This window comes from Actinobacillus porcitonsillarum (assembly GCF_003101015.1).
Lineage (GTDB): Bacteria > Pseudomonadota > Gammaproteobacteria > Enterobacterales > Pasteurellaceae > Haemophilus_A > Haemophilus_A porcitonsillarum.
The window spans coordinates 1,789,438-1,808,602 of record NZ_CP029206.1; the positions used below are offsets into that span (position 1 = coordinate 1,789,438).

A 19,165-nucleotide genomic window follows, 5' to 3' on the forward strand; every position below is an offset into this window, starting at 1 on the left:
TAATCAGGCGTTTCCAGAAAATGCTTTATAGATTTTTTAATTCCACTTTTTAGTATAAAAGGTATATATTCATGTCTAAATTTCCAACAATTTCAGAAATTCTCTCAGGTAAAATTGCCGTAGGGGAAGAAGTTTCTGTTCGTGGTTGGGTTCGTACCCGCCGCGATTCTAAAGCAGGTTTATCATTCTTAGCCGTATATGATGGTTCATGTTTTGATCCTATTCAAGCGATCATCAATAATGACCTCGCTAATTATCAAGATGAAGTATTACGCTTAACAGCAGGCTGTTCTGTGATTGTAACGGGTGTTATCGTTGAATCTCCAGCAGAAGGGCAAGCGGTTGAATTACAAGCAAAATCTGTTGAAGTCGTGGGTTGGGTTGAAGATCCTGATACTTATCCGATGGCAGCAAAACGCCACTCTATCGAATACTTACGTGAAGTCGCTCACTTACGCCCGCGCACAAACTTAATCGGTGCAGTAGCGCGTGTGCGTCACTGTTTAGCACAAGCAATTCACCGTTTCTTCCACGAGCAAGGTTTCTATTGGGTTGCAACGCCGTTAATCACCGCTTCAGATACAGAAGGTGCGGGTGAAATGTTCCGTGTTTCTACCTTAGATTTAGAAAATTTACCACGTGGTGAAGATGGTAAAGTCGATTTCAGCCAAGATTTCTTTGGTAAGGAGTCTTTCTTAACTGTATCTGGTCAATTAAACGGCGAGACCTATGCTTGTGCATTAAGCAAAGTCTATACGTTTGGTCCAACATTCCGTGCAGAAAACTCAAATACTACCCGTCACTTAGCAGAATTCTGGATGGTTGAGCCTGAATTTGCGTTTGCAACCTTAGCAGATAACGCAAAACTTGCTGAAGACATGTTGAAATATGTGTTCCGTGCGGTACTTGAAGAACGTAAAGATGACTTAAAATTCTTCGAGAAACACGTTGATAACACGGTAATCAGCCGTTTAGAGAACTTTATCAATTCGGACTTCGCTCAAATTGACTATACCGATGCAATTGAAGTGTTACTCAAATCAGGTAAAGATTTTGAATTCCCTGTTTCTTGGGGTATTGATCTTTCTTCTGAACATGAACGCTATCTTGCAGAAGAATACTTTAAATCGCCGGTAGTTGTGAAAAACTATCCGAAAGACATCAAAGCCTTCTATATGCGTTTAAATGATGATGGTAAGACCGTGGCAGCAATGGACGTATTAGCCCCAGGAATCGGTGAAATCATCGGTGGTTCACAACGTGAAGAGCGTTTAGAGGTGTTAGATAAACGCATGGTAGAAATGGGCTTAAACCCAGAAGATTACTGGTGGTATCGTGATTTACGTCGTTATGGTACAGTACCGCACTCAGGCTTTGGTTTAGGCTTTGAGCGTTTAATCGTATATGTAACTGGTTTACAAAATATTCGTGAAGTGATTCCATTCCCACGTACTCCACGTAATGCAAGCTTCTAATAAATAATAAAGAAAGGGCTTTAAATCATTATTTAAAGCCCTTTCCTATATCTTTGGAATTGATTTTAATACTTTCGCTCCACCTCTTCCTTCGTAAACATCACCGGTGTTTTTACACCTTGCAAGATCTGATAATAATAGTCATAGGCTAGCACATTTTGCACATAACCTCTCGTTTCCATAAAAGGAATTGAGGCTATAAATTCATCAAATGCTAATCGACCGCCTGCTCGTTTTAACCATTGCTCTACCCGACTTGCGCCAGCATTATAGGCTGCGGAAATTAAGATACGGTTATTTGGATATTTTGCATTTAGCTCCGTTAAATGTGTTGTTCCCAGCATAATATTACGGAACGGTTCTAAAAGATCTCGCTCACTTTGGAAAGGAAGTGAATTATCTTTTGCTGTTTTTTGCGCCGTGGTCGGCAACATTTGCATTAGCCCTATCGCATTAGCATGAGATTTGACCTGCGGATTCCATGCACTTTCTTGACGGGCAATTGCCATCGCAAAACTTTTTTGAATAGGCTTATCGACCAAATTCATATCAAACCAATTTGAATAAGCATTGGGTAAACGGAGAGGGATATAATCCCATGCTTTTGCTTGAATCGTCCCTTCGACTGCCAAATCATACCATTCCTGTTGCAAAGCCCATTCTGATAATGCTAACTTTTCCTCAAAATTGACCGCTTGTAACCACTCTATCCATAGTGCTTTCGCTTGATTTAAACGATTCAATGCTCGTAGTTCCGTTATCCTTTCAAGCTGGATTTTCCAAGCCGAGCGTTGTTCATCTGTGAGAGGTTTAGCCTGTAACATAGCGACTTGATAAGGTTGTCCTAACATTTGAGCCGCTAACATTGGATAAAATCCTCTCTCTTTTGCCAATTCAGAGAGTAAACGATGTTGATGCTTAGGATCTTGCTTTGCCTGCCAATATCGCCATTCCACCTTATTTTTGGCTTCATCGCTTAATAGTTCTAACCAACTTCCTAGAGCTTCTTTTTGGTTTATTGCTAAACGTAAACGACGTTCTGTCAGATTATCGTTTTTCAGCTCTTTTAGCTGTTCATCTCGCCAAAGTTGAAAAATCGGATCAACATTATCAAACAGGCGGCTAATAAAAGCGACCTTCCAACTATCCACTTCTGTTACGCTAAGTTGCCATTTTTCCGCCCATTGTTGATAGCGTGAGAAATCCGGATTCTCTCTTTGTTCCGCTAATGTTCTCACAAATTTAGGAAAGGTCGTTAAGATCAAAACTTTATTTTCAGGAGTAAGCAGTTGATTTTCAACAAATTTTTGCAAACTAGTCGGTTCATTTAATAATGTTTGGATAGCTTGTAACCATGCTTTTAATGTGGCATCTTGAGTTTGAATAATAAGCCCTTCTAAACCTTTTTTCCCTTCACGTTGGAAAAGGAAAAGCGCTTTTTGCTTAATTTTGTCGGCGGTATTTAATCCTTTATCTTTCCAATACGACTCAATCCCTTGACATTCAGAAGGTAACCCTGAATTATTTTTCCAATAATTTGGTTCAAGCTCTCGTTTTTCATCACTATCTTTAACTTGGATCGTTGATGTTTGCCAAAAATGATCAAATTCGGTTAATAAGGTATTCATTTCGGCTGAATCGACCGTAGAACTTCCTGCCTGCTCCACCTCGGGATTTAATTGTAACTGTTCCGCTAACAGCTGATATTGTGCTGAAAAAAGGCGACATTGATTCGTTAAAGTTGTAGGCGCAACCTTTTGAGCATAAGCAATCAACGCAGGGAAATCCTGTTTTTGGTATAACGTTTCAAAGGGCAGCTGATCCAATTTATTCCGTTTTGCGGTATTCGGATATTTCGCGATAAATGCACCTAATTCTGCTTCGTCATACATTGCTGCATTGATTTTAGCCTTCATCACAGCCCAATCCGCCTCTTCCATTAAAGGGTAGCCCTCTAACGACTCTCGCAAGCGCATAGCCAATAACAAAGTCGCAGGGGTTAATTTGTTTGCATCAACCAATGAAACCAACTGTAAGAAATTCGCACGTTGAATTTCTCGTTGCTTCGCTTCTTGTTGCTGTGCCATTTGCCAAGTTTGCTCTAGTTGTATAAGCTCTTGCGCTGAAAGTGGCTTAGCGGCGGAAGATGCCTGAGCCATCAAGCCTAACGGCGAGAACAAACAGAGTGCCAGTAATGATTTTTTCCACATTTTCATTTTATTATCTTCATTTTATAAATTGTTAAATGTTAGAAGAAAAAGACCGCTTGAAGTTCCCTAAAGGAGGAGCTACAAGCGGTCATATTTCTGATTCTTTTGCAATTATTCTTCAATAATCACTTTGCCAATGTAATTTAAGTTACGATAACGCTGAGCATAATCAATGCCGTAACCCACCACAAATTCATCCGGAATGGCAAAACCGATCCAATCTACCGCAACATCAACCTCACGACGTGAAGGTTTGTCTAATAAGGTACAAATGGTTACTGAACGTGGATCACGTAATTTTAAGATATCACGCACTTTACTTAACGTAAAACCTGTATCAATAATATCTTCGACAATCAGTACATCTTTGCCGCTAATTTCACCATCAAGATCTTTTAAAATTTTAACATCGCGGCTAGATTCAGTTCCCGAGCCATAGCTTGAAGCGGTTAGAAAATCTACCTCAACCGGTAAATCTAGCAAGCGAACTAAGTCAGCCATAAACATAAAGGAACCACGTAATAAGCCAATGACAACTAAGTTTTGGCTACCTGATTTCTTATAGTGGTTGTTAATTTCTGCGGCTAATTCAGCAATACGAGAATTGATTTCTTGCGTACTGATTAATGTTTCGAGATGATGTTTTTTCATACGTCTTTCCATTATTAAAAATTGGGGTTTACTCTAACAAAAAAGCAATCGTTTAGCTAGCCATAATCGCTTCAATGTCAGCAATCTCTTTTGGGCAACCACTGGTTAGATTTTTGTTGCCATATTCCGTCATAAGCAAATTATCTTCAATACGAATACCAATGCCTTTATATTCTTCCGGCACATCCGCATCACGAGAAATATATAAACCCGGTTCAACGGTAATTACCATACCAATTTCAAGCGGACGACTACGTTCTTGACTATAATCGCCCACATCATGCACATCTAACCCTAACCAATGTCCTAAGCCATGCATATAGAATTGGCGATAGGCTTTTTCTTGAATCAGCATTTCCACATTACCATGTAAAATGCCTAAACGAACCAATCCTTCTGTTAGTACCTCAATGACTCTGTCATTTGCTTTTTTAATAGAATTGCCTGGAACTAATAATTGTATCGCTTCTTTCTGCGCCGTTAAAACTAACTCATAAAGGGCTTTTTGTGGCTCACTGAATTTGCCATTGACAGGAATCGTGCGAGTAATATCGCCTGCATAGTAAGCAAATTCTGCGCCAGCATCAATCAGCAATAAGTCGCCTTCCTTCATGACTGCACTATTCTCGTTGTAATGTAAAATACAGGCATTGTCGCCACTCGCCACAATTGAATTATAAGACGGGAATCGGCTACCAAAACGGGTAAACTCGTGCTGGATCTCCCCTTCAATCTCCATCTCATAACGATTAGGACGCGTTTGCTTCATTGCACGAATATGCGCTAAAGCCGAAATATGACACGCTTGTTGAATCAAGGCAATTTCTGCTGTGGATTTAATCAAACGCATCTCAGCTAACATTGGGCGCCAATCTATCACATCTGAAAATACGCCCTCAACCAGCTCATCGCCCCATGCCTGCCAGCCTTGAGCATAGTAACAAGCGGTTAAATTTTGCGTTTTTTCTGCAAAAATAGTCGCAAGTTCTTCAATATCGTAGGCTTGATCAACATGAAGTTGCTCTGCTGCACACTCCACGCCTAAACGTCTTCCATTCCAAATTTCCATGAGCGGATCTTTGGCTCGAACAAATATAACGCTTTCAATTTGTCCCGCTCGCTTAATCAATAACAAAGCGGCTTTTGGTTCTGCAAAACCTGTTAAATACCAAAAGTAACTATCTGGGCGAAATAGGTAGTCACAATCATTATTACGGCGCTTTTCTGTTTCAGTAAAAATAATAAACGCAGAATTATCCTGCATTTGTTCCAGCACTCGATGACGGCGTTCCACAAATTCAGCTTCGGGAAGTTGAGCGAGATAAGCGAGATCCATAAAATCCTCTCTAATTTGTAAAATTAGGCAAATTTTATCATAAACTGGCAGACTGGTTGGTATAAGAATTTACATTTTTCAAATTTAAGAGTAATCTTTCTCTACCCAAATAATTGGGCAATCATGGAGATTAAAAATGTATTTTGAAATTTATAAAGATGCGAAAGGCGAATTCCGTTGGCGCTTAAAGTCAGGCAATCACCAAGTTGTGGCTACTGGTGGCGAAGGTTATGCAAGTAAACAAAGTTGCCAAAAAGGCATTGAAGCCGTGAAGAAAATCACATCAGAAACAGAAGTAAAAGATTTAACTGTTACTGAATAAGAGAAAATAATCTGCACCCCAAAGTGAATAATATTATGCATGATTAAGGTGCAGATTTTTTATACCTCAATCCTTCCACATACCATCAAAAGGTTTAATAAAACAAAAAGCCTAGTCGTTAAACTAGGCCTTTATTTATTGGTGCCTGGGCGAGACTCGTGCTATTGGGACTCAACCATTGTTAATACTGGAAATCTTTGATTCTTCATTTCCAAAATATAGTCATTCGTATAGTCAAAATGAAAAGTCATCATCATTTGAGCTATTTAACCGCCACTTGTATAGGGTTGTTTTTAAATTTGGCGGATTAAGTGAAGCAAGTTTACTTTTGCCCTCTAATTCTTGGAGCCCATAAAAAAGCCCTACATTCAAAAAATGTAAGGCTTTGCGTTATTTCTATATCGCTTGAATTAAAACGTCGGCTGATATATTCATTTTTTCGTGAATTCTGCGGATCATGGTAAGCGTTAGCGGTCTCGTCTTATTAAAAATCTCATAAACTCTATTCGGCTTCCCGATAATGCCTTCTAAATCCTTAACGGCCAATCCTTCTTGCTCCATTCTGAATTTTATTGCCTCGATAGGGTCTGGCGGTGTGATGTGATAGTGCTTATTTTCGTAGTTTTCAATAAGTGAAATCATAACATCTAAAAAATCCGCTTCTTGTTCTGTTAATTCCTCCGCTTTATCAAAATAAGGCTCTACGATTTTTAAAGCCTGTAAATAGTCGTCATTTGTTTTAATCGGCTTGATTTGCATTGAATTACCCTCTTTTTTATTGCATTTCTACGGTTTCTGCGTTGATTTTGTCATATTCTGAATGTGTACCAATGAATTTGATATACATCGCTCCTAAACGATAAGCGACCGCCACAATAATGCGATAATCATTACCCTTGATATTAAAAACAATTCGATTATTTGCCAAAAAACTAGCATTCCGGTAGTGTGCTTTAATCTCTTGTGGTGTTTTCCAGTCCGCATTTTTAACCTCCGCAAGCCATGCTTTTAGCGGTTGTTCTGCGTCTTGGTGCTTTCTATAAAACTCTATGATTTTAGCGGTTGAAATTACTCTCATTTATCCCCCTTGCTGTTATGAATTATAATCCCATTTTGGGACTATTGCAAGAAAAAAGCTACCGCTCTAATTTGGGTAGCTTTTATTCGTTTTAGATAGCGTTATACACTGAATGTATAATTTACCTTTTGCAAAGAAAAGGCGTTTTATTCTGCTTCTTAATGTGTAGCATAAAAAGCAAAATCATTAGATAAAAGAGAATGTATCAAGGCGGTCTGTTTTATGATTTTAAAAAAATTTTTTATATTTAGTAAAAAACGTTAGTCCAATTAGTCCAATTAGTCAAATTCTTTAAAATCAAATAGTTAAGTGCCATTTTTTGGACTAATTGAGTAGTCCAAAATTAGTCTAAAACTCTTTTGTTCATTTTTTTGAGCAACACAAAACTCCCTAAATTTAGTCCAAAAAAAGAAAAATCAGTCCAATAAATTTTATGTAATATATTGATATATAAGGATATTATTTTATAAATAGGTATTTTGGACTAATTGGACTACTAAAAAACTACGCGTATGAAAAAGAATTTTTTTGCAAAGATAAAAAAAGGAGCTAACCATTTCTGGAAAGCTCTTAAATTATCAATGTAGCATATAGGTTACTAAAATATTTATAATTATGATTTGTTTTGTTTTTTATGCTTCATCACTTTCAACAAGTGGGAAAACGAGATAACATCTTGTACGTTTCGGATCTATCCTGCTTGGTATTCTTACTCTGTACTTATATTATCCGATGGCTAGAGGTTTTCGCTACAAGCAAAAGCATCTTTCTTGGCTGAGAGAAAATACCCCTCTCTATGCTTGGAAAGAGCTTGCAACAATGTTTAATGCGCATTTTGGCACAAATATTAGGTTTAAAGCATTACGGCAAGCCGCCAACAAAAGAGGGATTAAACGCCCACCCGAAGCACAGCATTTTCAGAAAGGAATGTTTCCTTGGAATACCCAATACGATTTAGCCTTAGCCGTTCTTCCCTTGCTCCACGTTACTTCATTGACGTACTTCTCAATTAACTCTGCAAAAGTCATTTCCGGTACAGCGCTATATTCCCCAGACTCGATTTGACTTTCTATGGATAAAGCCCAGCGAGTAGCCTCTGTTTTGGTTGTAAATGTTGCTGATTTTCTTATTCCATTTTTCGATATTTCAGCTCTCCATTTATCCCCACGCTTGCGAAATGTTGCCATATAATCCCCCTTGTTTTTGGCGTAAATTTGGCGTAAATTTGGCGTAATTGGATAATAAACTAAAATAAATGAAAATAAAATAGAATAAATAACAACCTGATAGCTGTTTGAATAAATAGTGTATAAATACTGAGTAAGACTTGTAACTTATTGAAAGTAAAGGACTTTAGAAAACAAAAAAACCTAGTCGTTAAACTAGGCCTTTATTTATTGGTGCTCTGGGCGAGACTCGAACTCGCACATCCTATGGACACTACCCCCTCAAGATAGCGTGTCTACCAATTCCACCACCAGAGCGTAATTTGATATTTTATTGAGGAATATCGCTATTCTGTGTTTGTGTTTTTGGTTGTTCTACTTTTTGTTGAACACCACTTAAATCATCGAACTGACTTGTTGGCTTAGCTTGATGGCTATTTAAGTTACCAATAACTAAGCTAATAGCGAAAAATATAGTCGCTAATACAGCTGTTGTTCTAGATAAAAAGTTTGCTGAACCTGCTGAACCGAAAACTGTTCCTGCCGCACCTGCACCAAATGATGCCCCTGCATCAGCACCTTTACCTTGCTGAATTAAAATAAATCCAATTAAAGCAATAGCAACTAAAAGATAAACAATAGTTAGAATATTTAACATTAAAATCTCTCTGAATGTGTACGCAATAATGTGAAGATTTTAAATAAATCTAATGCGATGGCGTGAATATTATAAGATCTCACAAACGATTGCAAATAAATTTTTCTGTCTCTATTGGCAATCGCCTTTTTTTTCAACATTTTACGTTTTTTTCTTAAAATTAGACCGCTTCGTATACGTTGTAGGTGCCGGAATTTTGCTTAGTTGATACAATTTTTGTCTATCTGTATAAAGCAAATCCGGCAAATGAACCAATAAATTTTGCATAAATTGTTGATAGCTGATTTGCTTTTTACTGATATCCGTTAATTGCATTTCCCAGTGTGCTGTCATATCCGGCAATGTCGCCATTTCCGGCAATGCATGAATAAGAATTCTTCCAGCTTCTGTACTGTGAATATGCCGCCCTTTTTTGACTAAAAAACCTCGCTTAAACAGTAGTTCAATAATACCTGCTCGAGTGGCTTCGGTTCCCAATCCATCCGTTTCTCGCAAAATCTTTTTTAGCTGTTTATCTTGTACAAAACGAGCAATTCCCGTCATTGCGGAAAGTAACGTGGCATCCGTAAAATAACGTGGAGGCTGTGTTTTTTTACTGAGTATTTCTCCCCCCTCACAATGCAGTTGTTGCCCTTTTTTAACAACAGGTAATAGTGGCTCTAATATCTCATCATTATCCTCTTTCCCGAGCAATGCTTTCCAACCTGCCACAATCAAATTTCGTGCTTGAGCAGTGAATTTTCCCCCGGCAATCTCAAGTTGAATAAACCCTTTTCGATATTCTGCATCAGGACAAAATTGCAATAAATACTGGCGTGCAATCAGTTGATAAATCCGTTTTTCATTTTCGGTTAGATTTACATTGCCTTGTTTTGCTGTTGGAATAATCGCATGGTGTGCCTCAACTTTTTTATCGTTCCAACAACGATTTCGCAAATTAGGATCGACTACCGCCGGCTTTTCTTTATACTCGGCTAAATGATGGGAAATGGCCGCCATCACTTTATATCGTTCAGCATAATGTTCTTCAGGCAAGTAACGATTATCCGAACGGGGATAAGTGATCAGTTTATGTGTTTCATATAGTTTTTGGCAAATATCTAATACTACTTGTGCTGATAACCCAAAACGCTTTGCGGCATCAATCTGAAGCACTGAAAGCGAATAAGGCAAGGGGGCCGTTTCGGATTCCATTTTATCTTGATAATCTTTGACTTCAGCAGGTTGATTCGTAATGCGCTTAATCACATTTTCTGCCAATGGACGACTTAATACACGTCCATCTTCATCTTGATAATCTTCACATGCTTTACTTGGTTGCCATTGTGCGATAAAACGCTCATTAGTTTCAGGCACGAGAATATGAGCTTCAACCTCAAAATAATCTTTGGGGATAAAATTCTCAATTTCTAAATCTCGACGAACGATCAGCCCTAAAACGGGCGTTTGAACCCGTCCTACAGATAACACGCCTTTATACCCAGCTTGTCTTCCTTGCAATGTATAGGCTCTCGTCATATTGATACCATAAAGCCAATCTGCCCTTGCTCGAGCTAAGGCAGAGGTAGCAAGCGGTACAAAATCACGATTATTTTGCAATTTTTCCAACGCTTTTTTAACAGCATTAGGATTAAGATCGCTAATTAGACAACGTTGGATCTGTTCTCGCTTTTCGGGTGGGACTTGTAAATAGCTAAACACCTCATCAACTAAAAGCTGCCCTTCTCTATCCGGGTCGCCTGCATTTACCAGAACATCCGCTTTTTTTACCAGTTTTTCAACCGCTTGTAATTGCTTAAACGTTTCTTTTTTAGGCACAAGCTTCCATTGTTGCGGAACAATCGGCAAATGTTCCATTCGCCACATTTTAAATCGCTCATCATAAACATCCGGTTCGGCTTGTTCTAATAAATGACCGATACACCATGTTACGACATCATGTTCGCCACATTGAATATAGCCATCGCCACGAGTATGAGGTTTGGGTAACACATCCGCAATGGCTCTCGCCAAGCTCGGTTTTTCAGCAAGAAATAAACGCATAACAAATAAAAAAGAAAGCGGAGAAAGTCCATTCTCCGCCAAAGTTAATCATGATTAGTTTGTCAGACCTTGAGAAGATAAAATCATCTGGCATTGGTAAGGAACGGCTGGCAGAACCTTCGATTTTGAGGCAGTAGATGTCCCTGTTGCGGGCTCAAACCATGAATAAAGTTCATCGCCACAACCGTCTCCAGCTGGTAACGCTGCTTGATTCTCACAATTTTGAGCATCTGCAGGGCAGGTTAAACGAACGTGAATATGGGAATCATGTCCATACCACGGGCGGATCTTCTGTAACCAAGTACGATCTGAACCAGCTGTATTACAAAGTTTTACTTTGATTGCTGGGTTTACAAAAATACGATTTACTCTTGGATCGCTCGCTGCTAATTTAATCAAGGTTGTTTGATTTGGCGTCCAAACGCTTTCATCGACTACTTGAGCTTCTCTATTGACCATCAATGTCGCCAAACCGGCTGGATTTTTTGCTGTTTCATCGTCCATCGGTCCGAAACGTAACCAGATATCCGCATCTAAACCAGTTTGATGGCTCGCATGCCCAGAAGAAAAACGACCACCGGCAGGCATTCCCATATCGCCAATGAGCATTGGTGGAAGACCGGCATTTTTCGCTTTTTGTCCTAATTGTGTTAAATAGTCTAATAATTGGGGGTGTCCATAATAACGATTTCTGGCAGAACGAATCACTTGATAACCTTCCCCTTTCAATGCTAAAGGTTTAGCACCAATAATACAGCCGTTACTATAACCACCGATAGATTGAGGAGCACCACTAATTGGCTGACGGATTTGTTCCCATAATGTCGCTTCTGCCGATAAACTAAAACAAGCTAAGCCTGAAACGAAAAGAGTTTTTAATAATTTCATAATAAATTTCCAAGTAAAAAATAAAGGCAATGGGTTATGCCTATTTTGACAAAAAATTTATCAAAACGCTACCCATTGCCTTTATGATTACAAAGCTGATAAAGCTAATTTATTTCAACCATTTGTTGCTTAACGTTCCTGCTACCATTGCGCCATTCACGTTGAGAGCCGTTCTTCCCATATCAATCAATGGTTCGATAGAAATCAATAATCCAACTAACTCAATCGGTAAATTAAGGGTGGATAATACGACAATTGCGGCAAAAGTCGCACCGCCACCAACGCCTGCGATACCGAATGAAGAAATTGCGACCACTAAAATGAGCGTGAGAATATAACTGAAACTAAAAGGATCAATACCAACAGTCGGCGCAACCATCACGGCTAACATCGCCGGATAAATACCCGCACAGCCATTTTGCCCTATCGTTGCACCAAAAGTGGCAGAAAAATTCGCAATAACATTGTCATTCCCTAATTTATTGGTTTGAGTTTCAATATTAAGCGGTAGCGTTGCTGCACTTGAACGTGATGTAAACGCAAAACTGAGCGTTGGTAGCACTTTTTTATAGTAATCAAGCGGGTTAATTTTTGCGACAAACAGCAAAATACCGTGAACCACAAACATTAAACCAATCGCTAAGTAAGATGCCACAATAAAGTTGCCTAAATTGATAATATCCGCCCATTTTGATGTCGCCGCCATTTTGATCATAAGCGCAAAAACGCCATAAGGTGTTAAGCGGATCACAAAGCGAACCAAACGCATAATAAGCTTATTAAGGGTATCAACGCCTTGAGCAATACGTTCGCCTAAATTCTTATCTTCTTTGCCTAAACTTAATGCGGCAAACCCTAGAAAACCAGAGAAAATGACAGTGCTGATAATAGAAGTTGGATTTGCGCCGGTTAATTCTAAAAATGGATTTTTAGGAATAAAAGATAATAACATCGCCGGCACAGATAAATTGCTAACCTGATCGACTCGTCCGGCAACTTTCGCTTGTGCCGCTAGCTCTCTTTCACCAACAACTAAACCTTGTGCGGTTAAATCGAACAAGTAGCTCATCGCTATCCCGATTGCTGCGGCAATTGCAGTGGTAACTAATAATACAGATAAAACGCTGAAGCTGATTTTCCCTAATGAGTTCGCTTCTTTCAGGCGTGTCATTGCCGACAAAATGGACACAAAGACTAACGGCATAACAATCATTTGTAGCAATCGGACATAACCGTTACCCACAAGGTTTATCCAATCTAATGTTGGATCGATAACCGCTTTATCATAGAGCGTCTGTAATAAAATCCCAAATCCTAAGCCCAATAACAGCCCAATAAAAACGGTCTGCCCCAGTTTCTGGGTTCTTTTATAGAGTACAGATAACAAAAATAGAAATGCAACAAATATGCCTAAATTAACAATGAGCATAAAAACCTCCAATGCTTTTTGTTCATCATAGAATAGATCCTCATTCGAGTGTTAGTCGAATAAGATTGGGTTTATAACCTTTTGTTATAATATTTCCCAACTTAGGTTAGAAATCAAGCGACATTGATCACATTTAAAATAAAAAATATCGTGTAATGGTGTTGCGAGTTTCCAGTTTCCACCACAGCTTGGGCAGGTTCTATTCTGTTCTTTCGCTTCATCTGTCCCTAAACGATATAAGTAATAAAATACGGGAATAGATGTTTTTTGCGCTATCTCCTTAGCCAAAGTTCGCCCCCTCATACTTAGCTCGCTATCAACCTCGCTAATTTGTGATACAGCTTGTTGCTCTAACACTAAGCCATTCATTTGTAGCTGATCGCAGGCCTGCCAATCTTCTTGCCATTTTATGAGCTGTTCACTGAGATCATACTCTGTGTGCAATAAACGATAGCTCGGGACAGGTTTAAAATCGCCTGCTGCTCGAAGCGGCGAACAGCTATCTAAATGCGTGGTATAAAGGATTAAAAATAGATGTTTCTCCTCTTGGCTACTTTCATCGGCTTGATAATCTTGCCCGATAATTTCGAATCCGGTAAAAATAACACCAAATTCAACCGCTTGCTGTAAGGCTTCATTGACCATTTCGCTATTCCATTTAGGTAACAAACTCTCTTGTTCCGGAAGTGAAAGACGAACTTGAAAATGATCTTGATGGTAAGTTACGCCAAACTCTCTGCCGATAATCTGCCCGTTATATCGCCATTGATTAACCACTTGTCCAATCAATGTAACGGGATCTTCTTCGAAATTCTCAAAATTAAAATAGGCAATTGCTTGATACATTACTGTTCCTGTTGTTTTTCTTTTTGAACCACAGAAGTCGGTTCTTGATGAATGATCACTTCCGACATTGGGAATAATGCCAAAATTTTATGTTCTAAATTATCGGCAATATCGTGGGCTTCGAGTAGCGTTAAATGATCGTCTAACTCTAAATGAAGCTGAATAAAACGCACTGCCCCCGCTCGGCGGGTAAGCACATCGTGAATCCCGAGGATACAAGGATTTTCACGTGCAATTTGCATAATTTGCGCAATTTCTTCTTGAGGCAATGCTTGATCTAATAAAGTATGCACCGCTTCCCACAACATTTTTAACGCACTATATGCAATATACAGCGCAATGCCTATGGCAAAAATGGCATCGGCATAGATAAACCCAAACCAGTTTAAGATCATTGCCACTAAAATTGCGCCGTTCATCAGAAAATCGGTTTGATAATGAAGGGAATCCGCTTCAATTGCCGGACTTTGTGTGATTGCAACCACTTTTTTCTGATACCAAATCAATACAGCTGTTAAAGCAATCGAAATCAAACTAACCATAATCCCTAATTCAGAATCAGCAATCAATTCAGGATTAGTCAATTTATAAAAACCTTGTAAGAGCAGAAAAGCCGCAGAACCACTAATAAACGCACTTTGTGCTACCGCAGCTAGCGATTCTGCTTTACCGTGCCCAAAAGCATGACGTTCATCTGCCGGTTGTAAGGCAAATCGTAAAACGAAAACATTAACAATAGATGCAAATAAATCAACCACCGAATCGGTCATTGCGGCGAGAATTGAGATTGATCCTGTTTGCCACCACGCAAAGGCTTTAATTAAAATTAAGGAACAAGCAACGACAATGGCTAAATTTGCTGCTCGTTTAACCAGTTTTTTATATTGTTCTTCCATTTGTTTATATACTTTATATTCGTTCTGAAAATAAAAAAGTGGGCTTTACACCCACTTTAACTGATTTTTTTGATTAGAAATCAAGTAATTCTTTTTCTTTTGCTGCAAGCACTTCATCTACTTTTTTGATGTAGCTATCAGTAATTTTCTGAATTTCATCTTGTGCTTTACGTTCTTCGTCTTCACTAATTTCTTTGTCTTTTAACAATGCTTTAATTTGATCATTCGCATCACGGCGTACATTACGGATTGCAATTTTACCTTGTTCGCCTTCGCCTTTTACGATCTTGATTAAATCACGACGACGTTCTTCTGTTAATGGTGGAAGTGGAACACGAATTGTTGCACCAGCAGAAGATGGGTTTAAGCCTAAATCTGACGTTAAAATCGCTTTTTCTACGGCTGAGATTAAAGAACGGTCAAAAACGTTTACCGCTAATGTACGTGCATCTTCTGCAACCACGTTTGCGACTTGGCGTAATGGTGTTGCAGAACCGTAGTATTCAACTTGAATACCGTCTAATAAACTTGGTTGTGCACGCCCTGTACGAATTTTAGAAATATGGCTTTTTAAAGCATCTAAGCTTTTTTCCATACGATCTTGCGTATCTTTTTTGATTTCATTGATCATTGATTTCTTTTCCTTTTCATCAATTAAAATTTGTTAAACATTAAGCAATAATTGTGCCTTCGGTTGTGCCTGTTACAACTTCACGTAACGCACCCGGTTTACCCATATTAAATACACGAATTGGCATTGCGTGGTCACGTGCTAAAGTAAAGGCTGCTAAATCCATAACTTGCAATTCTTTATCAATGACTTCGGCATAAGTTAATTGATTGTATAATTTCGCATCAGCAAATTTAGCTGGATCTTTGTCATACACGCCATCTACTTTTGTTGCTTTTAAGACAACATCGGCTTCAATTTCGATACCACGTAAGCAAGCCGCTGAATCGGTCGTAAAGAATGGACTACCTGTTCCTGCTGAGAAAATCACAACGCGTTTTTCACGTAACATTTTGATCGCTTCAGACCAGTTATAAGTATCGCAAATCCCGTTTAATTGGAATGCAGACATAAGTTTCGCATTCACCTCTGCACGGTGTAACGCATCACGCATTGCTAAGCCATTCATTACAGTAGCAAGCATCCCCATATGGTCGCCAACAACACGATTCATTCCTGCTTTAGCTAATTTTGCCCCACGGAATAAGTTACCGCCACCGATAACGACTCCCACTTCAACACCCATTTCGATTAACTCTTTAATTTCAAGAGCCATACGATCTAAGATTGAAGGATCGATACCAAAGCCTTCTTCGCCTTGTAAAGCTTCGCCACTTAATTTTAATAAAATGCGTTTATAAATAGGGTTGCTCATTTTAATTGCCTCTGTTTGTATGGACTAAACACAAAATTACGTTATTATAGAACAATCTGTCTAAACTAGAAATAGAGAAATTTTAATCTATGCAAAATAAGAAACTTTTTGGGATATTTTTCGCACTGGGCTTAGCCATTTTTGCAAGTTTTTTTATGCTCAAAGGCTCTGGTTTTTTTGAGCATCCTAGCGTCCCCGAAGTTATTTTAGGAGCCATTTTAATCATAACGTTAGCAAGTTCTAAGTGGACTTATTACTTGCTATTATTACCAATTACATTGGGGTATATGTTTTATACCCCGATCGGTCTTGCTTTTGGTCGTCCTACTTACCAATATATCGCTTCTGTATTTGCGACCGATATGATGGAAAGTAAAGAATTTCTCCAACAGCTTGATCCTCTCAATATCGTGATTGCGATTGCGATGCTATTAGCGGTCATTTTTTATCGAAAAATTACCAATATATTGGATATTAAACCTTTGAGAAATAAAAGCTTTGTACTCTTTGCGATTCTCTTTGGTTTGTATTACCTCGCTCCACTTAAGTTCTTTCATGTTTTTTATGATGAAAGTATGAAAGTGAAGAAAGAGCTGGATGTTTTAAATCATCTTTCCATTGAGTCAAAATGGGGATCTTCTACACTTTCTGCTAATGCAAAATACGATGATTATGTCTTAATTATTGGCGAAAGTGCGAGAAAAGATTATCACCACGCTTATGGCTATCCGGCAGAGAATACGCCATTTATGAGCCATGCTAAAGGCACGCTGATTGACGGATTTACATCTGGTGGCACAAATACAATCGCCTCATTAAAACTCATGCTAACCAAGCCAAATACGCAAACATGGGAAGGCAACTATGAGCTTTCGATGATCGACCTCATTAAATCAGCTGGTATTAAAACGTACTGGATTTCAAATCAAGGGTATTTAGGGCAATTTGATACACCGATTTCATCTCTAGCCAATAAGAGCGACGTCAAAATCTTCACAAAGGCTGGCGATTCGCTCAACCAAAATATCAGCGATTTTGAATTGTTACCCAAGTTCGTTCAGACCATTGAACAACCTGCAACACAAAAACGCTTTATTGTCTTACATTTATATGGTTCTCATCCTATTACTTGCGACCGTTTAACGGATTACCCAAAAATGTTTGATGATGAAAAACTGCCGAAGAAATTTTTTAACGTAAACTGTTATGTTTCTTCCATCAAAAAAACTGATGAGGTCATTCAACGTGTTTATGAAGCCTTAGAGAAAAATAAAGCCTCGACTGGGCGTTCTTTTTCGATGATTTATTTTTCTGATCACGGTTTATCCCATGATATTTCGGAAGATAACATCACTATTCACAACAGTAGCGGCAAGAGTAAATTACATTACGATATCCCTCTGTTTAAAATTTCAAGCGACGATACACAAAGAAATGAATACCATGTTTTTAAATCGGGGCTCAACTTTACGGATGGCATTGGAAAATGGATCGGGATTGAAAACCCATTATTAAATAAAGACGTTGATTTATTTAGTAATCAACCGGATAAAGATGATTATGGATTGAAAAAAATCATTGAAGAAATCAAGGCACCACTCGATCCAGCAATCATTATTCCTCAATAATTTGCAAATTTAGACAAAAAATAACCCGCTTGTTTGCGGGTTATTTTATCTTTAAACCATTTAGCCTATCGGCATTGTGCTTTAAATCGTAATAGATGGTCAAGCAACACGATTGCCATCATCGCTTCTGCAATCGGCACGGCACGAATACCCACACAAGGATCGTGGCGTCCTTTCGTGACTAACTCCACCGCTTCATTATTGAGATTGACACTTTTTCCCGGCACCATAATGCTTGATGTTGGTTTTAATGCAATGTTAGCAATAATCGGCTGTCCGGAGCTAATACCTCCTAAAATACCACCGGCGTGATTAGATAAAAAACCTTCCGGCGTCATTTCATCTCGATGCTGACTACCTTTTTGTTCAACAACTGCAAAACCATCACCAATTTCGACCGCTTTCACGGCATTGATAGACATTAAAGCGTGCGCTAAATCTGCATCTAAGCGGTCAAAAACCGGTTCACCTAATCCAACAGGGACATTTTCTGCCACCACGGTTAATTTTGCGCCAATGGAGTCCCCTTCTTTTTTCAGATCACGAATGAGCGCATCAAAAGCCTCAACTGCAACTGGATCCGGGCAGAAAAACGGATTGCTATTCACTTGTTGCCAATCAATTTTATCTACTTCAGCTACGGTTTTCGGATCGATTTTAACCGAACCGATTTGAGAAAGATAACCTCGAACCTCAATACCAAACTGCTCACGCAAATACTTTTTCGCAATCGCTCCCGCCGCTACACGCATTGCCGTTTCACGTGCAGAAGAACGACCACCGCCTCGATAATCACGAATGCCGTATTTTTGTTGGTAGGTATAATCAGCGTGTCCCGGTCTAAACTTATCGCAAATATCGCCGTAATCTTTAGAACGTTGATCGCCATTTTTAATGATTAACCCAATACTGGTTCCGGTTGTTTTTCCTTCAAAAACACCTGAAAGAATTTGTACTTCGTCATCTTCACGGCGAGGCGTGGTATAGCGAGATGTTCCCGGTTTACGACGATCTAAATCCGGTTGAATATCTGCCTCACTTAATGTCATATTCGGCGGAACGCCATCCACAATACACCCTAATGCAATGCCGTGCGATTCGCCAAATGTTGTTACTTTAAAAAGTTGTCCAATGCTGTTGCCTGCCATATTTTT

18 protein-coding genes and 1 tRNA gene are annotated in these 19,165 nt (G+C 38.9%); 3 read left to right on the forward strand and 16 right to left on the reverse strand.

Going from position 1 to position 19,165, the window contains the following annotated elements:
• The first annotated feature begins 71 nt into the window (after positions 1–71).
• Positions 72–1,475 carry an asparagine--tRNA ligase gene (gene asnS / locus DDU33_RS08630; protein ID WP_108924755.1) on the forward strand — a complete coding sequence of 468 codons (1,404 nt, stop codon included), beginning with the start codon at positions 72–74 and terminating at the stop codon, positions 1,473–1,475.
• Positions 1,476–1,540: 65 nt separating this feature from the next.
• Here asnS and DDU33_RS08635 read toward each other — a convergent pair whose 3' ends face one another.
• The 3 genes from DDU33_RS08635 to pepP all read right to left on the reverse strand — a co-directional run bounded on the left by DDU33_RS08635 (position 1,541) and on the right by pepP (position 5,672).
• Entirely contained in the window at positions 1,541–3,685 is a 2,145-nt protein-coding gene (locus DDU33_RS08635) for a transglycosylase SLT domain-containing protein (protein ID WP_108925294.1), read from the reverse strand.
• Positions 3,686–3,796: 111 nt separating this feature from the next.
• The gene (gene hpt, locus DDU33_RS08640; protein ID WP_108924757.1) at positions 3,797–4,336 is read right to left on the reverse strand and encodes a hypoxanthine phosphoribosyltransferase; all 540 of its coding nucleotides are present in this window, start codon (positions 4,334–4,336) and stop codon (positions 3,797–3,799) included.
• Positions 4,337–4,388: 52 nt separating this feature from the next.
• Positions 4,389–5,672: a Xaa-Pro aminopeptidase gene (gene pepP / locus DDU33_RS08645; RefSeq protein WP_108924760.1), complete on the reverse strand. Its 1,284-nt coding sequence runs from the start codon at positions 5,670–5,672 to the stop codon at positions 4,389–4,391.
• A gap of 136 nt (positions 5,673–5,808) precedes the next feature.
• Between pepP and DDU33_RS08650 the strand changes: the two genes are divergently transcribed.
• A complete protein-coding gene (locus DDU33_RS08650; protein ID WP_039895294.1) occupies positions 5,809–5,994 on the forward strand; it encodes a YegP family protein in 186 nt (61 codons plus the stop codon).
• A gap of 396 nt (positions 5,995–6,390) precedes the next feature.
• Here DDU33_RS08650 and DDU33_RS08655 read toward each other — a convergent pair whose 3' ends face one another.
• The 12 genes from DDU33_RS08655 to pyrH all read right to left on the reverse strand — a co-directional run bounded on the left by DDU33_RS08655 (position 6,391) and on the right by pyrH (position 16,383).
• Positions 6,391–6,753, reverse strand: a complete 363-nt coding sequence (locus tag DDU33_RS08655; RefSeq protein ID WP_005817761.1) for a helix-turn-helix domain-containing protein — start codon at positions 6,751–6,753, stop codon at positions 6,391–6,393.
• A gap of 16 nt (positions 6,754–6,769) precedes the next feature.
• On the reverse strand, positions 6,770–7,072 hold the full coding sequence (locus DDU33_RS08660; protein ID WP_005817762.1) for a type II toxin-antitoxin system HigB family toxin: 303 nt from the start codon (positions 7,070–7,072) through the stop codon (positions 6,770–6,772).
• A gap of 917 nt (positions 7,073–7,989) precedes the next feature.
• Positions 7,990–8,259: a hypothetical protein gene (locus tag DDU33_RS08665; protein WP_244175316.1), complete on the reverse strand. Its 270-nt coding sequence runs from the start codon at positions 8,257–8,259 to the stop codon at positions 7,990–7,992.
• 211 nt (positions 8,260–8,470) lie between these two features.
• A tRNA-Leu gene (locus DDU33_RS08670) sits at positions 8,471–8,556 on the reverse strand.
• Between the two features lie 13 nt (positions 8,557–8,569).
• A complete protein-coding gene (gene secG, locus DDU33_RS08675) occupies positions 8,570–8,896 on the reverse strand; it encodes a preprotein translocase subunit SecG (RefSeq protein ID WP_005817764.1) in 327 nt (108 codons plus the stop codon).
• 141 nt (positions 8,897–9,037) lie between these two features.
• A complete protein-coding gene (locus tag DDU33_RS08680; protein ID WP_108924762.1) occupies positions 9,038–10,939 on the reverse strand; it encodes a DNA topoisomerase III in 1,902 nt (633 codons plus the stop codon).
• Positions 10,940–10,993: 54 nt separating this feature from the next.
• Complete coding sequence (mepA, locus tag DDU33_RS08685) at positions 10,994–11,827, reverse strand: penicillin-insensitive murein endopeptidase (RefSeq protein ID WP_108924764.1); 834 nt, start codon at positions 11,825–11,827, stop codon at positions 10,994–10,996.
• A gap of 109 nt (positions 11,828–11,936) precedes the next feature.
• The gene (locus tag DDU33_RS08690) at positions 11,937–13,256 is read right to left on the reverse strand and encodes an L-cystine transporter (protein WP_108924766.1); all 1,320 of its coding nucleotides are present in this window, start codon (positions 13,254–13,256) and stop codon (positions 11,937–11,939) included.
• Positions 13,257–13,340: 84 nt separating this feature from the next.
• Positions 13,341–14,102, reverse strand: a complete 762-nt coding sequence (locus DDU33_RS08695) for a Zn-ribbon-containing protein (protein WP_108924768.1) — start codon at positions 14,100–14,102, stop codon at positions 13,341–13,343.
• Positions 14,102–14,998 (reverse strand): cation diffusion facilitator family transporter, encoded by an 897-nt coding sequence (locus DDU33_RS08700; RefSeq protein WP_108924770.1) that lies wholly within the window; start codon positions 14,996–14,998, stop codon positions 14,102–14,104. The genes DDU33_RS08695 and DDU33_RS08700 overlap by 1 nt, the downstream gene beginning before the upstream one ends.
• Positions 14,999–15,071: 73 nt before the next feature.
• The gene (gene frr, locus DDU33_RS08705; RefSeq protein WP_005817771.1) at positions 15,072–15,629 is read right to left on the reverse strand and encodes a ribosome recycling factor; all 558 of its coding nucleotides are present in this window, start codon (positions 15,627–15,629) and stop codon (positions 15,072–15,074) included.
• Positions 15,630–15,669: 40 nt separating this feature from the next.
• Positions 15,670–16,383 carry a UMP kinase gene (pyrH, locus tag DDU33_RS08710; RefSeq protein ID WP_005817773.1) on the reverse strand — a complete coding sequence of 238 codons (714 nt, stop codon included), beginning with the start codon at positions 16,381–16,383 and terminating at the stop codon, positions 15,670–15,672.
• An 89-nt stretch (positions 16,384–16,472) separates the two neighbouring features.
• Here pyrH and DDU33_RS08715 point away from each other — a divergent pair, with 89 nt between their 5' ends.
• Positions 16,473–18,011, forward strand: coding sequence for a phosphoethanolamine transferase (locus DDU33_RS08715; RefSeq protein ID WP_108924771.1), 1,539 nt, complete (start codon positions 16,473–16,475; stop codon positions 18,009–18,011).
• A 65-nt stretch (positions 18,012–18,076) separates the two neighbouring features.
• Here the strand turns inward: DDU33_RS08715 and aroC are convergent, their stop codons facing one another.
• Positions 18,077–19,159: a chorismate synthase gene (gene aroC, locus DDU33_RS08720; protein WP_005817776.1), complete on the reverse strand. Its 1,083-nt coding sequence runs from the start codon at positions 19,157–19,159 to the stop codon at positions 18,077–18,079.
• Positions 19,160–19,165 lie beyond the last annotated feature (6 nt).

Bases quoted from the DNA above. Each gene is read 5' to 3' on its own strand.
- mepA (WP_108924764.1), bottom strand. From the start codon at position 11,827: ATGAAATTATTAAAAACTCTTTTCGTTTCAGGCTTAGCTTGTTTTAGT.
- pepP (WP_108924760.1), bottom strand. From the start codon at position 5,672: ATGGATCTCGCTTATCTCGCTCAACTTCCCGAAGCTGAATTTGTGGAA.
- DDU33_RS08650 (WP_039895294.1), top strand. From the start codon at position 5,809: ATGTATTTTGAAATTTATAAAGATGCGAAAGGCGAATTCCGTTGGCGC.
- DDU33_RS08655 (WP_005817761.1), bottom strand. From the start codon at position 6,753: ATGCAAATCAAGCCGATTAAAACAAATGACGACTATTTACAGGCTTTA.
- DDU33_RS08715 (WP_108924771.1), top strand. From the start codon at position 16,473: ATGCAAAATAAGAAACTTTTTGGGATATTTTTCGCACTGGGCTTAGCC.
- pyrH (WP_005817773.1), bottom strand. From the start codon at position 16,383: ATGAGCAACCCTATTTATAAACGCATTTTATTAAAATTAAGTGGCGAA.
- asnS (WP_108924755.1), top strand. From the start codon at position 72: ATGTCTAAATTTCCAACAATTTCAGAAATTCTCTCAGGTAAAATTGCC.
- hpt (WP_108924757.1), bottom strand. From the start codon at position 4,336: ATGAAAAAACATCATCTCGAAACATTAATCAGTACGCAAGAAATCAAT.
- frr (WP_005817771.1), bottom strand. From the start codon at position 15,629: ATGATCAATGAAATCAAAAAAGATACGCAAGATCGTATGGAAAAAAGC.
- DDU33_RS08690 (WP_108924766.1), bottom strand. From the start codon at position 13,256: ATGCTCATTGTTAATTTAGGCATATTTGTTGCATTTCTATTTTTGTTA.
- aroC (WP_005817776.1), bottom strand. From the start codon at position 19,159: ATGGCAGGCAACAGCATTGGACAACTTTTTAAAGTAACAACATTTGGC.
- DDU33_RS08660 (WP_005817762.1), bottom strand. From the start codon at position 7,072: ATGAGAGTAATTTCAACCGCTAAAATCATAGAGTTTTATAGAAAGCAC.
- DDU33_RS08695 (WP_108924768.1), bottom strand. From the start codon at position 14,102: ATGTATCAAGCAATTGCCTATTTTAATTTTGAGAATTTCGAAGAAGAT.
- DDU33_RS08700 (WP_108924770.1), bottom strand. From the start codon at position 14,998: ATGGAAGAACAATATAAAAAACTGGTTAAACGAGCAGCAAATTTAGCC.
- secG (WP_005817764.1), bottom strand. From the start codon at position 8,896: ATGTTAAATATTCTAACTATTGTTTATCTTTTAGTTGCTATTGCTTTA.
- DDU33_RS08680 (WP_108924762.1), bottom strand. From the start codon at position 10,939: ATGCGTTTATTTCTTGCTGAAAAACCGAGCTTGGCGAGAGCCATTGCG.
- DDU33_RS08665 (WP_244175316.1), bottom strand. From the start codon at position 8,259: ATGGCAACATTTCGCAAGCGTGGGGATAAATGGAGAGCTGAAATATCG.
- DDU33_RS08635 (WP_108925294.1), bottom strand. From the start codon at position 3,685: ATGTGGAAAAAATCATTACTGGCACTCTGTTTGTTCTCGCCGTTAGGC.